Origin of the sequence: Nocardiopsis protaetiae (assembly GCF_045446735.1) — a bacterium.
GTDB classification, from domain to species: domain Bacteria; phylum Actinomycetota; class Actinomycetes; order Streptosporangiales; family Streptosporangiaceae; genus Nocardiopsis; species Nocardiopsis protaetiae.
The window spans coordinates 1-14,621 of record NZ_JBJJBV010000215.1; the positions used below are offsets into that span (position 1 = coordinate 1).

Sequence of the window (14,621 nt, forward strand, 5' to 3'; positions counted from 1 at the left end):
CGCCCGGCCGCGCCGGGGATCGGCAACGGTACCGTCGGGCGGCGGGTCCCCCGCGCCGCCAGGTAGGTGCGCAGCAGGTCCGCCATCGGCAGCACCTGCGGCCCGGCCAGGTCCGCGACCCGGCCCGCGGGTGCGCCCACCGCCAGCCCGGCGAGGCGTTCGGCGACGTCGCGGGCGTCCACCGTCTCCCAGCGCAGCCCGGGCACCGGGACGAGCGGCGACTTCGCCAGCGCCTGCACCACCGACAGCGCCAGGTCGTGGAACTGGGCGGCGCGCAGCACCGTCCACGGGACCGCCGACTCCTGGACCGCACGCTCCGCCTCCAGCTTGGCGCGGAAGTACCCCAGCGGGACCCGGTCGGCGGCGACCACCGAGATGAGCAGCAGGTGGGCCACCCCGGCGCGTTCGGCGGCCGCCACCAGGTTGCGGGTGGCGACGTCGTCGCCCTTGGGGCCGCCCGCCAGGTGCAGGACCGTGCCGACCCCCTCCAGGGCCGGAGCGATGCCCTCGCCGGTGCGCAGGTCGGCCTTCACGTGGGTCAGGCCCGCGGGGGCGGGGCGGGAGCCGCGGGTGAGCAGGCGGACGTCGAGGCCGGCGTCGCGCAGCAGCGGGACGACCAGGGAGCCGAGCGTTCCGGTGCCCCCGGTGACGAGTACGGGTGCGTTCATGGTGGATTCTCCTCGCAGAGGTCGGCGGCGGGTTCATTGACGTGACCCGGGCGGGGAGGGGAACGTGACGGGAATGCGGGAACTTTTTTCCACGGCGGCGCGGTTCGAGGGGCACCGGCCCCGGCTGCGGGCGATCGCCCACCGGATCCTGGGGTCGACGGGCGAGGCCGACGACGCCGTGCAGGAGACCTGGCTGCGGCTGGAGCGCACCGGCATCGAGAACGTCGACGACCTGGGCGCGTGGACGACGACGGTGACGGGGCGGGTGTGCCTGAACCTGCTGCGCTCGCGTGAGCAGCGTCGTGAGGAGCCCCTGGAGGCCGACTCGCCGGGCGGCGGGCGGCTGCCCGATCCCGTGGTCGGTCCGGCCTGGGCGGCGGGGGCCGCGGGCGCGGGCGACCCGGAGTCGGCGGCGCTGACCGCCGACGCGGTGGGGTGGGCGCTCATGGTGGTGGTCCAGGAGCTGAACCCGGTGGAGCGGGTGGCATTCGTGCTGCACGACCTGTTCGCGGTGCCGTACGCGGAGATCGGTCCGCTGGTGGAGCGCAGTGAGGACGCCGCCCGGCAGCTGGCCAGCCGGGCCCGGCGGCGGGTGCGCGAACAGGGGACGCGGGGCGCGGTCCCGGACGGGGACCCGGCGGGGCGGCGCCGGGTGGTGGACGCGTTCTTCGCCGCGGCGCGGGAGGGCGACCTCGACGGGCTGCTGTCGGTGCTGCACCCGGAGGTGGTGCTGCGCTCCGAGGGCGGGGCGCGCGACCGGTACACGACCCGTATCGCGGGGGCGGCGGAGGTGGCGGGGCAGGCGGTCACGTTCCACCGGTTCGCGCCGTTCGTGCACCCGGTGTCGGTCAACGGCGCCGAGGGTGTCGCGGTGGTGGCGGGAGGCCGGGTGCTGTCGGTCATGGGGTTCGCGGTGGCGGGCGGGCGGATCGTCGCCATCGATGTCCTGGCCGACCCGGACCGGCTGGAGGGGCTGGGGATCGACCCCGAGGCGCTGGGCTGATTCGGGCGGGTGTCCGAGAGGAGTGGAAGGCGAATCCGTTTCGGGTCACCCTGGTTTCGGGTCACCCTGTGTGAAGTTCCGGGGGTGTCCGGGCGGGTTCCGAAAAGCGGGGAACGGTGCCGTCGAAAGGGGCGGGAACCGTGCCCGCGACCGGCCCTGAACAAGCTCTGAACAGCGATGACTCCGCGTTCGACGACCGTTTCGAGCGGACTCGGACCGCCCCTGGACGCACTGCGGGGACAGGCGGTTCTACCGATGACCGTTATCGGTCACCTTCCGTTGCCCCCCGTGCGGGGAGAGGACGGGAGTTTACAGTGAGAATGCTTCGGAAAGTGTCGATGACCACCGAGAACGCCGGTGGTGGGTCCTTTCTCGGATAGATTGGCCTGCGCATCGTCCCCCAAGGCAGAAGGGATGCGCCCCTATGTCCACCCCCCGCTCCTCCGTCGGCCGGTACGAGCTGCGCGAGCGGCTCGGCGCGGGCGGGATGGGTACGGTGTGGCATGCCTGGGACCCCGCCCTCCAGCGCGACGTCGCGGTCAAGGAGGTCGTCCTCCCCGACGGCATGAGCCCCAAGGACCACGACGAGGCGCGGGAGCGCACCCTACGGGAGGCCCAGGCCACCGCGCGGATCAGGGACAACGCCGTGGTGACGGTCCACGACGTGCTGGAGCACGAGGGCAGCCCCTGGATCGTGATGGAGCTGCTCAGCGGGTACTCGCTCCAGCAGCACCTGGACCGGGACGGCCCCATGCCGGTGGAGCGGGTGGAGGAGGCGGCCCGGTCCCTGCTCGGCGGGCTGAGGGCGGCGCACGCGGTCGGGGTCACCCACCGGGACGTCAAGCCCGCCAACATCATGCTCACCGAGGACGGCCGGACGGTGCTGACCGACTTCGGCATCGCGAACGTGGACGGGAGCACCGCGCTCACCCAGACCGGCGTGTACATCGGCTCGCCCGAGTACATGGCGCCGGAGCGGTTCGAGGGCGAGCGGGCGCTGCCCGCGTCCGACCTGTGGAGTCTGGGGGTCACGCTCTACGCGCTGCTGGAGGGGCGCTCGCCGTTCAAGCGGGAGAGCATCACCGGGATCATCAGCGCCGTGCTGACGGCGCCGATGCCGCCGCGGGAGCCGGTTCCCGGCAGGGTGGACGAGGTGGCGGCGGCGCCGCTGCGGGCGCTGATCGAGGCGCTGCTGAACCGGGAGGTGGCGGCGCGGCCGTCGGCGGCGCAGGCGATCGAGCTGCTGGACCGGGCCAGGGAGGAGCGGCTCCGCGACGGGGGCACCGCGCGGGTGTCCGGGGCCGCGGCGGGGAACGGCGGGGTGGCCGGGAACGGTGACGGGCCTGGTGGTGTGGGTGCTGCCGGTGTTGCCGGGGGTCCTGGTGTCGTCGGTGGTGTGAGCGGGCCCGGTGACGCGGGCGCTCTCGGTGGGCCCGGTGGTGCGGGCGGTGCCGGTGTTCCCGGCAGTGTCGGTGTGCCCGGTGGCGCCGGTGGGCCCGGTGCGGCCGGTGTTCCCGGGAGCGGCCCGGTGCCCGGGGCGGTGACGGGTCCGCACGCCCCTTCCGGGGCGCACACCTCGCACGCGGCCTCGGGGCCGCACCTCGCCCCGGCGCCTTCGGGGCCGCACACCTCCTACAACGCGCACCCCGCCTCCGGGCCGCAGGTGCCCGCCGCCGGCACCGCGCCCCATGTTCCGAGCGGCCCGCAGAACCCCTATGCCCCAGGCGGCCCCGGTGTCGCGGGCGGTCCCGGTGCGCCCGGCGGTCCCCGGCCGCCGCTGCCGTCCTACCCCGCGCAAACGGGCCCCCGCGTTCCGGGCGGGCCACAGACCGGCGGGAACCCGGCACCGACCGGGCCCCACGGCCCCGGCGGGCCGCAGCCCGGCCACTACCCCGGCAGCGGTCCCGGGGCAGGGCCCGGTCCCGCCTTCGGAACCGGCGGCAGCCCCGCCTACGCGGGTCACACGGGTTTCGGCAACCGGCCCGCGGCGCCGCCCGCCGGTCCGCGACCCGGTTCCGGGCCCCGGCCCAACGGGCCCGTCCCGGTCCCGCCCATCAGCCCCATCGGTCCCCCGGACCCGCGGGCCCAGATCGACAAGACCACCGCGGCCCGCGGATTCGTGCGCGGGGTGGGGCACACCGGCGCCCCGGGGGCACCCGCAGCGCCCGCGCCCAAGCTGTCGTTCTCGGTGGTCGCGGCGTGCGCGATGCTCGGGCTCAACGCCCTCTACCTGCTGGTCCTGGCCCTGCTCTCGCTCGGCGGCTCCGGCTCCGACACCGTTTTCGCCGGGTGGGGCGGGCCGGGCCTGCTCGCCCTGTGGGGCGGGGTCTCGGCGGCCGCGGTGGTGGGCCTGCTGCTGCGTTCGCGGGTGGTGTACGGGCTGGTGGTGCTGATGCAGATCGTGGTGTCGGTGGCGCTGATCTTCACCATGTTCGGCGTGGTCGTCTACGCACGCGAGGACATGCCGTTCTACCTGCTCATGCTGCTGTTCAACGTCGTGGTCGGCGCCCTGCTGCTGATCCCGCCCAGGGCGCGGGCGTACTTCCGGCTGGGCGCGGCGTTCGACTGACGCGTTCGGCCGGCACCGCCGGCGTCACCAGCGGGTGACCTGGAGCTCCCCCAGGTCGGCCAGGGCGACGCGGCCCTCGTCGGCCAGGACGCGCACCATCTCCTCGGCCTCGGGGAGGGTGACGTGGCGGCCGCTGGCCAGGCGCTCGTCCGCGGACGGGCTCTCCATCCACAGCCGGGGGCCCTCCTGCCACATCATCTGGACCACCGCGCCCGAACGCGCCGCGAACACCCCGAAGGTGCCGTCGACCGGAGTGAGCCGGTAGACGAGGTCGCGGGCGGCGGCGCCGCTCACGGGTTCGGCGTAGTCCACGAACCCCATGCCGCCGGTCGCCGCGTCGGCGTAGGTGACGTCCAGCGGGGACGGGCCCGCGGTCCGGGGGTCCGCGGCGGGCGGCGGGGGCCAGCCGGCGCCCACCGCCCAGCGGGCCAGGACGTCCTCGATCCGGTCGCGGTCCAGGAGCGGGCCGCCCTCCACGCGCAGGTGGTCGAAGTCGCGGGTCAGGACCGCGGTGCGGCCGCCCGCGCCGACCGTCGCGCGCACGCCGCGGGGCAGCCAGGGCAGCACCAGGCGGGCGAGTTCGCGGACGCTCACCCGGCCCCGGTGGCGGGTGACCCACCCCGGGAGGCGGTACGGGCCAGGGTTGGAGAAGTCGGCGTCCACGTGCGGCTCACCCGCCGATGCCGGGCCGGGGAAGGCGGCCAGGCGGTCGTGGCGGCGGCGGCTCCAGTCCATGCCCACCTCGATCTTGCGTTCGGGGTCGCCGTCCCAGTGGACGGTGAGCCCGTGGGCGCGCAGGGCCTCGGCGACCTCCGCGCCGACGGCGGCGCGGCGGACCTGGTGGGTGGACTCGAACCCGACCATCAGCGGGGCGCCGCCCGCCGCCGCCAGGGTGTCCTGCCAGTGGTAGTAGGCGTAGCCGCGGCTGCCCGCGGCGGCGGCCTCCGTGTCGAGGTCGGCGCGGGCGCAGCCGGTGCAGCACAGGAACTCCTCGCGGGCGATGATCCCCGAGGCGTCCAGCGACCGGAACGCGCGGGTGAGGCGTTCGGAGTCGGTGCGGGAGGGGCGGCGGCGCTGGCGGTGGACGTGGTCGGCCAGGGCGGTGTCCACGTACCCGGGGAGGGTGTCCGCGAGCGCGCGGACCTGCGGGGCGTCCGGGGACAGGTCCTCGGGCAGGGTGTCCTCAAGGTCGCGGCGGGCCTGTTCCAGCAGTTCGGCGTAGCCGCCGCGGGCCGCAGCGACCCGGACCGCGACGCCCCTGTGCACCGAGGCGAGCGGCTCCTCGCCGTCCCAGTGTTCGATCATTCGCCCAATGTGTCAGAAGCCGGGGGTGTTCGGGGCGGGTTGTGCGAGATATCGCTGTCCGCATGCGGTCGTGTACAGAAAACGGAGGCGGCGGGGGCGGTCGGGCGTCCGGATGTGGCCACGGTGGCGGCGCCGGGGCGCGCGGCCCGGCGCGGGGCGGGCGGAACCGGCGCCCCCGGTACCGGTCCGCGGTTCCACCAAGGCGTGATCCGGCCAGGTCGAGGGCCTTCCGTCCGGGGGCGGGCGGGCCATAATCAGAACATCCCCCTTCGGGGAACTTCCGCCTCCTCCGAGGAGCCCTGTGGAACCGCTGACCCCCGACGATCCGACATCCGTCGGCCGCTACCGTCTGCTGGCCCGCCTCGGCGCGGGCGGCATGGGCCGGGTGTACCTGGCCCGCACGGCGGCCCGGAAGGTGGTGGTGAAGACCATCCGCCCCGAGATCGCCCACGATCCCGAGTTCCACGCGCGGTTCGCGCGGGAGGTGACGCTGGCCCGCAAGGTCGCCGGGCCGTACACGGCGGCGGTCATCGACGCCGACCCCGGCGCGGACCCGCCGTGGCTGGTCACCGAGTACATCGAGGGGCCGTCGCTGCACGCGGCGGTGACGCGCAGGGGCGCGGCGCTGCCGGAGTCGAGCCTGCCGCTGCTGGCGGCCGGGCTGGCGGAGGCGCTGGTGGACATCCACCGTGTGGGGATCGTGCACCGCGACCTCAAGCCCGCGAACGTGCTGCTGGCCGCCGACGCCCCGCGGGTGATCGACTTCGGGATCGCCAAGGCGGTGGTGGAGGCGACGCTGACGCCGCTGACGGCGGTGGGGCATGTGCTGGGAACCCCGTCGTACATGCCGCCGGAGCAGGTGCTGGGGCGGGCGGCGGTGCCCGCGGGGGACGTGTTCGCGCTGGGCGGGGTGCTGTACTTCGCGGCGGCGGGGGTGCCGCCGTTCGGTGCGGCGGACCAGGCGCTGTTCTTCCGGATCCTGAACACCGAGCCGGACATGGGGCGGGTGCCCGGGCCGTGGCGGGAGCTGGTCGGGGCGTGCCTGGCCAAGGAGCCCGGGGACCGGCCGACGCCGGAGGCGGTGCTGGCGACGGTCGGCGAGGTGGACCTGGACGGCGGGGCGTGGCTGCCGCCGGAGGTGTACGCGGCGGCGCGGGGGTCGGAGGAGTTCGGGCCGCCGCTCTCGCTCACCCCGGAGGGGTTCGCGGCGCCCGCCGCGGAGGGCTCCGATCCCGACTCCACCCCGACGTCCCGCGTCGGCTCCGCCGACGAACACGCCCTGGCCGAGGCACCCGGGACCGAAAACGAGGCCCCTGGAACACCCGGGACCGGAGCGCCCGGTGGGACACCCGAGACCGGCGGAGCCGGTGTGTACGGCGAGACCCCAGGGACTGCTGGGGCGCCGGATGGCGGCGGGGCGCCTGGGTCCGGGGGGTATGGCGGTGCCGCTGGGCAGCCATGGCCGGGCGGCACAGGCCCGGCGGCGCCCGGGATCGGTGGGACCGCCGGTACGGCCGGGGCGCCGTATGGCGCCGCGGCGCCCGGAGCCGGAACGCCCGGTGGGACACCGGGGACGCCTGAGGCCGGAGGGTACGGCGGCTCCTATGAGATACCTGGGAGCAGTGTGTACGGCGGTGCTGCCGGGATGCCCGAGACCGGTGGGGCCGGAATGTACGGCGGGGCCCCCAGTGCGTCGGGGGCTGCTGGGGCCAGCGGTGTGGCTGGTGCGGTCGGGACGCCTTATGGCGGCGGGGCTCCTGGGGCCGGGGCGGTTCCCTGGGGGGCGCAGGCGCAGGGGGTTCCGGCGGCGGCCCATGTTCCCGGCGGCGGTCAGGTGGCGGGCGGGGCCCCCGGGTGGTGGCGGGGGCGGCCCGTCGGGGCGGGCTGGTTCTGGGGGATGGCCGTGTACGCGGTCGTGGCGGCCGCGGCCGTCCTCTCCCCCGACCTCTGGTACACGGCGGCGCTGCTGCCCTGTGTCCTGGTTCCTCCGTTGCTGGTGCTCCAGCAGGGCCTGCGGACCTCGGCGCCCGGCGCGGAAGCGCCCGCCTGGGCGCTGGTGGTGCGGTGGCTCGCCCTGCTGCTCTCCCTCCCCCTGGTGCTGTTCTCGGCGGCCACGTTCCTCTCCGGGACCGAGGAGATGATCTGGGCCCACGGCGATGCCGTCTACCGCTACCTTCCCCTGACCCTGGGGCTGCCACTGCTGTTCCTCCTCGACCCGCCGCCGGTCGGGTCGCCGCTGCGCGCCAAGTGGTGGGCGGTCGCCCGGTGGGCCGCCGTCGGGGTGTACCTGGTGGTGCTGGCCGTCGCGTTCGTCTACCACAGGGACGAGACCGAGGGGCTCTACCAGCTCGACTGGGAGACCCGGCTGCTGTGGGCGAGCGTGCTCGGTGTCTGCGCGATCCTCGCCGTGCTCGTCAGCCTGCTCGCCTCGGTGCGGACCGGCGGCGCCCGTGCCCCGGTCGCGGTCCCGTCGGCGCTCGCCGCGGTGGGGTTCGGGGTGGCCGGGGTGCTGTCGTTCGTGTACAGCGAGCCGGACGCCGTCTGGCTGGTCTACGAGAACCCCGTCCCCTGGACGGTGCTGGCGACCGCGGCCCTGACCGCCGGCGCGCTGGTGGCCGCGGTCGTCTCCCGCGGCGCCCGGGCCTGAGGGGTCAGAAGAGCAGGGAGTGCCCGGTGAGCCGGTCGACGTGTTCGTCGCGGACCCGGCGGGCGGCCTCGGCGGTGGCGGCCAGTTCGCTCACCTCCGGCGACCCCGCGCCCAGGAACGCCGCGGCCGCGCGGTGCTCGACGTACTCGGCGGTGGAGTCGGCGGCCTCCTGGCACTGCTCCCACTCGCGGTGGGCGGCCACGGCCCGCTCCACCACGCGGCCGTACTCGATGATCTGGTCGACCCGGGTGTGCACGGCGTCCTCCACCGCGCACAGGTGCTCGCGCTGGGGCCGCAGCGCCTCGCGTACCCGCGGGGAGTCGGCGCGCTGCCAGCGGCGCAGGTGGGCGCGGCGCAGTTCGCGCTGGCGGGCGAGCAGGACGGCGATGCGCCACTCCTGGTCGTGCAGCACCGCCAGGGCCCGGTCGGTGTCCAGGGAGTCCCCGCCGCCGAACGCGTCACGGGCGCGTTCGACCAGGTCGATGGTGTGCTGGACGGCGCAGAGCGCGGCGTGGTCGGACTCGCTCAGGTCGTCCGGGTGGACGACGGCGCCCTCCGGGACGTCGGCGGGCTCGGTCTCCTGGACGCGGGAGGTGAGCGCGTCGGCGGAGACCAGCGCCACCAGAACGCCGAACAGCCCCCAGGGGATGCCCGCCGCCGGGTCCCCCGGCAGGAGGTCGAGCAGCCAGACCGGGATGGCGGCGAGGGCGCCCGCCCCCGTGGCCACGCTCGCGGCGCGGGTGGCGGGGTGGGCGTCGCCGCGGAGGGCGAGGGCGGCGACGTGGGCGATGAGGCCGATGTTGACGATGGCCATGCCCAGGTACCAGCCCGCGGTGACCAGGGACAGGGCGAGGGTTCCCCCGACCGCGATCAGGTGGACCGCGGCTTCGCGCAGGCGGGCGCGGCGGGTGACGACCTCCCCGCTGGGCCACTGCACGAGCGGGCGGGGGGCGGTGACCCGCCTGCGCAGCTCGTCCCGTTCGGGGGCGGGGAGGGCGGGGTCGATGACGGGTCTGGGCCGGCGGATGACGTCCTCACTCATGGGCGGTCCCTTGTGAGTGTGTCGGTTCGGGGCGGTCGGCGGCGATCGGGCGTAGCGGGAGGAACCCGACAGGGTAAAAGATGCCCACCCGGCGCCCCCACCGAACCCGGCGGCGCCCGGAGCTTGCCGGTCGGCCCCGGCCGACCCCGGCCGCGCAGGTCGGGGGCGTGCGGTGGCCCGCTCCGGCCACCGGGACGGGCGGAAGCCGGAACGCCGGAACGCCGGACGGGCGCCGGGCACTCGGGCATGTCCGTGGTGCGGGTGACCCGCGTCTGCCGGGTGGACGGACACCCTCACCGCGCGGGACCGGGCACGCGGACGGACACCGGGTGCCCGGGCACGCCGGGGGTGAGGTGACCCGCATGAAACGCCGGAGGCCGACGGGCCCCGGGCAAGCGGGCGGACGCCGCGCGCCCGTGCCGGGCGGGGCCGGGCACGGACGACCGTGCCGGGCCCCCGGCGGTGGTGTTCCGGGGCGCGTGGGCCCCGGACGGGTCAGCCTTCGCGGGTGGTGGTGACCAGGTCCTCGTCCCCGGCGCCCGGGCGGCGGCGGGTGGGGTTGGTGTCCAGCCAGCGCAGCAGGTCCTCCGACACCAGGTCCACGGAGATCCGTGCGGTCCGGCCGTCCAGGTCGCGGAACAGGCACTCGCCGTTGCCGAGGTTGCGCAGCACCGCCAGGTGGTCCTCGGTGGGCTCCACCCCCAGCAGGGACATGACGCTCTCCACCTCGTAGCGTTCGCTGGAGCGGAACGTGAACACCGAGGACAGGCAGTTGGTGACCTGCTCGTTGAGCAGGTCACCCGCGTTCTGGGACACCAGGATCAGCGCGGTGTTGCGGGAGCGCCCCATCCGGGACACCTCCGGGACCAGCTTGGCGCCCTCGGGGGTGGAGGTGACCGCCCACGCCTCGTCCAGGAAGATCGCCTTGGGCAGGTGCCGGTCCAGGCCGTTCATGAGGCGGCGGGCGAACTGGGACACCAGGTACAGCAGGGCCACCGACAGCCGCTGCTCGTAGGAGTAGTCGTCGCGGCGCAGCCCCGAGTCGGGCAGGGTGAGCCCGCCCAGGGTGAACACGGTGGTCCACCCCTCGGTGTCGATCTGCGCGTCGCCCTGCGGGTCGAAGCACAGGGACGCCAGCCGCATCTCCGACATGGAGCCCAGGACGGCGCCGAGGTTGCGGGAGGCGGCGTCGGAGGCGTTCGCCAGGTGGTCGACGACCTTGGCCAGGGAGGGCCGGGGCTGGTTGGCGACCGCGGCCACGGCCTGGATCATCGCGGACTCGCGCTCCTCGCTCATGCGGGGCAGCAGCAGGCGCAGGGTCTCGGTGGCCATGGTCTTCTTGGCGGCCAGGTCGTCGCCGAACGCGAACGGGTCCAGCAGGCCGGGCTGGGCCGACCCCAGGGACATGATGCGCGCCTTGCGGCCGCGGCGCTGGAGCAGCTGCACCAGGGACTCGGCGTCGCCCTTGGGGTCGATGGCGGCGACGGTGACCCCGCGCAGGGCGAGCTGGTAGATGAGCAGGAGCGCCAGGGTGGTCTTGCCGCCGCCGGGTTCGCCGGTGATGGCGATGGCGGTGGGCCGGTTGCGGGCGGCGGCGACCAGCGGGTCGAAGTGGACGATGGAGCGGGCCCGGCCGATGGTCTCGCCGATGTAGGGGCCCACCCAGCCGTCGCCGGAGCGGTCGGTCCGGTCGCCGACGTCGACGGTGGCGGTGGGCATGCCGCCCGCGATGGTGCGCAGCGGCTGGCGCTGGGCGTAGGCGCCCAGCCGGATGCGGTCGCCCGGCAGGGATTCGTTGAACAGGGAGAACTGGTCGCCGGTGGAGTTGATGACGTCGATGCCGATGTCGCGGTAGTGCTCGATGACGGCCTCGACGTGCTGGACCAGGAGGCGTTCGGTGGGCGCGGACACCATGAGGCGGTGCCAGCCGTAGACGAACGGCAGGCGTTCCTTGGTGATGCCGTGTTCGAGCATGCGGGCGGCGTCGATCTGCTCGGCCAGGGCGATGGGCGCCTCCACCCCGGCCTCGCGGATGTGGGCGTCCATGTCGCGGGCGTGCGCGAGCTTGCGGCCGACGTCCTTGGAGGCCTTGGCCGGCGGGATGAGCTTCATCCGCAGGGACACCTCCACCGGGAAGGGCAGGGAGTCGGCGTGGTGCAGCCAGGGTTCGCCGTCGGGGAACGGCATGAGGTCGGGGAAGCGCGCGAAGGAGAGGAAGGCGACCCAGGTGGAGCCGGAGGGCTGTTCGAGGCGGAGCATGGAGCGGCCGTTGTGGAGGGTGCCGTCGACCAGGGCCTCGATCTCGCCGCGGCCCCAGGTGCGGCGCCCGGCGGCGGAGGTGCGGGGTTCCTCGGAGCTGCCGGTGACGGAGTGGCGGATCAGCCAGGCGATCTCGTCGGCGGTGGCGTGGCGGGCGTGCAGGGAGCTGGCGGCCAGGGCGCGGCCCAGGCGTTCGGCCTGGTCGGTCCAGCGGGCGAGCTCCTTGTCGTCGACGGCGTCGTCGGTGATGCCGAGGACCTCCTCGGTGCGCTGGTAGGCGCCCCGGAACTGGGAGAACAGGCCCAGGCCCGGGCCGGAGCCGCGCAGGCCGAGCCGCACCCCGAGGTAGACCTCCTTGGTCCAGAAGTCCTTGGCCCACACGTGCCGGTAGGTCTCGTCGAGGTGGTCGTACCAGCCGGGGCCGGAGTCGGAGGTCTCGTCCAGGCGGGTGGCCCATTCGGCGGCGGGGTAGGTGCGGTGGGCGACGCGGAGGTGGACCTCGGCGTCGTTCATGCGGATGGCCGCGAGGGCGATGGTGATGTTGGTGGCCAGGGCCTGGCGTTCTTCGGGGGTGGTGAACTCGTAGGAGACCGTCGGCAGCCGGAAGTAGGCCCAGGCCTCGTTGTCGCTGAACAGCACGCGGTCGTCGAAGTAGCGGACCGCGAGGCGGGTCGAGCCGCGGGTCCCCCATGTGCCGGTCATCTTCTGCCGCCCCTCCTGGTCGCGTCGCTCGGCGGTCGCGCCCGGCGGGGCGCGGCCGTGCCTGTGCCACCCCCATAGTGTGCTGCATGGGTACCCGGCCGTAGAAGCGGAACGCTTTACGGCGAGCCGGAAAGCGGGAAGGCCCGTCCGAAAGACGGGACCCGTGTGTCGCGGGGGTGGGCGTACCGCGGGAGCGGGCGCGCGGGCGGGGGTGGGCACGGGGGTGGGCGCGGGAGCGGCGAACCGGGTGGCGGGCGGGGGACGTGCGACGGCCCGCCCCGGGGGTCGGGGCGGGCCGCGAACCGGGGTGCGTCAGCAGCGGTTGTTGATGGTGCTCTGGATCGAGGACTTCTCGGTGGAGGTCACCGAGAGGTTGTAGCGGTACTTCACGTTGACCCACGCCTTGACGTAGTTGCAGTGGATGGCCGTGTTGGTCGGCATCCACTGGGACGGGTCCTTGTCGCCCTTGGCGCTGTTGCTGGACGTGGTGACCGCCCACAGCTGCGGGGAGTTCACGTCGTTGGCGAAGGCGCGGCGCTGGTCGGTCGTCCAGGAGGCGGCGCCGGTCTTCCAGGCCTCGCTGAGCGGGACCATGTGGTCGACGCTGATCTGGGCGACGTCGCCGCTCCAGGTCACCGCGTCGTAGAAGCTGTACCAGCTACCGGAGGTGGGCTGGCAGTTGGAGTTGGTGACGACGTTGTGGCCGTCGCGCTTGAGGACGTGCTGGCGGGCGGTGCAGGGGCTGGAGACCACGGCCCAGTGCGGGAACAGGGAGCGGTCGTAGCCGGTCTGGGGCCCCTTGGCGGCGACCCGCAGGGAGTTGAGCTGCGACTGCGCGGTGGAGGTGGCGGGGATGCCCGGGGGGAGGGTGTGGGCGGCGGCGGCCGGGGCCGCCCAGCCCAGGACGACGGCGAGGGCCAGTGCGAAGACCGTCGCCAGGGCGGCGCGGAGCCCACGGGGGGTGGGGGTCATATTCTGTTCTCTCCTCTTGAGCGGGGGCGAGGGAAGGACCTCCACCACTGTGGGGCCACCAGGGGTTTCGCACCAGTCCCCGTATGGGAATTCCCGGAGAATCCGGTGTTACGGGTTCGGATCGGGGCCGCCGATTTTGCACCAGGCTCCGCACCGTATCCCTGTGAACTGGATCACGGAAAAAAGCGGGGCGGCCGGACGGGGGTTTGGGCGGTTGGGCCGATTCCCGCACGGTCGCGGTGATGAGCGCGGTGTGAGCGTGCGGGGCACGGGGTGTCGCGGCGGGCGCGCGAAGGCCGGGGGCACCGGGGAGAACGCCGCACCAAAGGGAGGCAAGAACACAAAAGGCGCCCTTGACCTTTTCGGCGGGCGCCCCGGAGTCGGCTCAACCTACCCGCTATGAAAGCGGATAAACCAGCGGGAGAAAATCGCCGGGGAACGGCGGCAGGGGTGTTTGTTACGTTCGGATGTCGTACGGACCGTCCACCGGAACAGAAGAGACAGCGACACCGAAAGGATCACCCCGCACAGGGGCTCGGCCATGACGTTGCAGATGGATCTCCCGACACTGGACGACTACCCCACCCGCAAGGGCACCGAGGCCGCACTCCTCTACCGGAGGGACCCCACCGTCTGGGGCACCGCCGAGGACGGCCCCCTCACCGACGAAGAGCTTCAGGAACACGACCGCCGCGGATACACCCGGTTCGCGTCGCTGCTGGACGCGGGCGAGGCCGCCGGGCACCTGGACGAGGCCGACCGGCTGGTCGGCGACCCGCGGCTGCGCGGTGACGAGCGCGCCGTCGTCGACCCCGCCGACGGGGGCGTGCGCTCCGTGTTCGAGGTGCACCGGGTCAGCGAGGTGTTCGAGGCGCTGGCCAACGACCCCCGGCTGCTGGAGCCCGCCCGCCAGATCCTCGGCTCGGAGGTGTACGTGCACCAGAGCCGCCTCGACCACCGGCCCGGGTTCGGCGGCGGGCCCCTGTATTGGCGGTCGGACTTCGAGACCTGGCACGCCGAGGACGGCATGCCGCGCATGCGCGCCGTCGGGTTCTCGGTGGCGCTGACCGACCACCACCCGCACAACGGCGCGCCGCTGGTGATGCCCGGCTCGCACCGCACGTACGTGTCCTGCCTGGAGGAGGGGGACGGCGGCCGCGCCGGGACCCCCGACCGGGCGACGCTGACGATCCTGGCCGACCGGCACGGCATCGACGTGCTGGAGGGGGCGCCCGGGGACGTGACGGCGCTGGACGCCAACTGCATGTACGCGGCCGGGGCGAACATCACGCCGTGGGCGCGGTCGAGCGTGTTCATCGTCTACAACAGCGTGGAGAACGCCTGCGAGAAGCCGTTCGGGGGCAAGGACCCCAGGCCGGGGTTCCTGGCCTCGCGCGACTTCGACCCCGCCGGGAGGTAAGGGGCCCCGCCGGGGGTGAACGCGCCGGTGCCCC

9 protein-coding genes are annotated in these 14,621 nt (G+C 74.6%); 4 read left to right on the forward strand and 5 right to left on the reverse strand.

The genetic code is table 11. The annotated features are described in order from the left end of the window. Window positions 1–668, reverse strand: a 668-nt coding sequence (locus ACJOT3_RS26010; RefSeq protein WP_406975735.1) for an SDR family oxidoreductase, incomplete at its 3' end; no start/stop codon positions are given. Between the two features lie 73 nt (window positions 669–741). Here ACJOT3_RS26010 and ACJOT3_RS26015 point away from each other — a divergent pair. Then, on the forward strand, window positions 742–1,671 hold the full coding sequence (locus ACJOT3_RS26015) for a sigma-70 family RNA polymerase sigma factor (RefSeq protein WP_406975736.1): 930 nt from the start codon (window positions 742–744) through the stop codon (window positions 1,669–1,671). Window positions 1,672–2,095: 424 nt separating this feature from the next. Continuing rightward, entirely contained in the window at window positions 2,096–4,240 is a 2,145-nt protein-coding gene (locus ACJOT3_RS26020) for a serine/threonine-protein kinase (RefSeq protein ID WP_406975737.1), read from the forward strand. A 24-nt stretch (window positions 4,241–4,264) separates the two neighbouring features. On the opposite strand, the gene ACJOT3_RS26025 is transcribed toward ACJOT3_RS26020, so the two are convergent. Continuing rightward, on the reverse strand, window positions 4,265–5,545 hold the full coding sequence (locus ACJOT3_RS26025) for a DUF6891 domain-containing protein (protein ID WP_406975738.1): 1,281 nt from the start codon (window positions 5,543–5,545) through the stop codon (window positions 4,265–4,267). Between the two features lie 301 nt (window positions 5,546–5,846). Here ACJOT3_RS26025 and ACJOT3_RS26030 point away from each other — a divergent pair, with 301 nt between their 5' ends. Beyond that, complete coding sequence (locus ACJOT3_RS26030; RefSeq protein ID WP_406975739.1) at window positions 5,847–8,192, forward strand: serine/threonine-protein kinase; 2,346 nt, start codon at window positions 5,847–5,849, stop codon at window positions 8,190–8,192. 4 nt (window positions 8,193–8,196) lie between these two features. Here ACJOT3_RS26030 and ACJOT3_RS26035 read toward each other — a convergent pair whose 3' ends face one another. From ACJOT3_RS26035 to ACJOT3_RS26045, 3 genes are all read right to left on the reverse strand, one after another. Beyond that, a complete protein-coding gene (locus ACJOT3_RS26035; RefSeq protein WP_406975740.1) occupies window positions 8,197–9,234 on the reverse strand; it encodes an amino acid adenylation domain-containing protein in 1,038 nt (345 codons plus the stop codon). Between the two features lie 495 nt (window positions 9,235–9,729). Next, complete coding sequence (locus ACJOT3_RS26040; protein WP_406975741.1) at window positions 9,730–12,195, reverse strand: ATP-binding protein; 2,466 nt, start codon at window positions 12,193–12,195, stop codon at window positions 9,730–9,732. 312 nt (window positions 12,196–12,507) lie between these two features. Next, window positions 12,508–13,167 (reverse strand): HNH endonuclease family protein, encoded by a 660-nt coding sequence (locus tag ACJOT3_RS26045; RefSeq protein ID WP_406975742.1) that lies wholly within the window; start codon window positions 13,165–13,167, stop codon window positions 12,508–12,510. A 553-nt stretch (window positions 13,168–13,720) separates the two neighbouring features. Here ACJOT3_RS26045 and ACJOT3_RS26050 point away from each other — a divergent pair. Beyond that, window positions 13,721–14,587 (forward strand): phytanoyl-CoA dioxygenase family protein, encoded by an 867-nt coding sequence (locus ACJOT3_RS26050; protein WP_406975743.1) that lies wholly within the window; start codon window positions 13,721–13,723, stop codon window positions 14,585–14,587. The last annotated feature ends 34 nt before the right edge of the window (window positions 14,588–14,621 follow it).

What these genes read in the sequence shown, in the direction of transcription:
- ACJOT3_RS26035 (WP_406975740.1), bottom strand. Translation starts at nt 9,234, where the DNA reads ATGAGTGAGGACGTCATCCGCCGGCCCAGACCCGTCATCGACCCCGCC.
- ACJOT3_RS26045 (WP_406975742.1), bottom strand. Translation starts at nt 13,167, where the DNA reads ATGACCCCCACCCCCCGTGGGCTCCGCGCCGCCCTGGCGACGGTCTTC.
- ACJOT3_RS26025 (WP_406975738.1), bottom strand. Translation starts at nt 5,545, where the DNA reads ATGATCGAACACTGGGACGGCGAGGAGCCGCTCGCCTCGGTGCACAGG.
- ACJOT3_RS26020 (WP_406975737.1), top strand. Translation starts at nt 2,096, where the DNA reads ATGTCCACCCCCCGCTCCTCCGTCGGCCGGTACGAGCTGCGCGAGCGG.
- ACJOT3_RS26015 (WP_406975736.1), top strand. Translation starts at nt 742, where the DNA reads ATGCGGGAACTTTTTTCCACGGCGGCGCGGTTCGAGGGGCACCGGCCC.
- ACJOT3_RS26050 (WP_406975743.1), top strand. Translation starts at nt 13,721, where the DNA reads ATGGATCTCCCGACACTGGACGACTACCCCACCCGCAAGGGCACCGAG.
- ACJOT3_RS26040 (WP_406975741.1), bottom strand. Translation starts at nt 12,195, where the DNA reads ATGACCGGCACATGGGGGACCCGCGGCTCGACCCGCCTCGCGGTCCGC.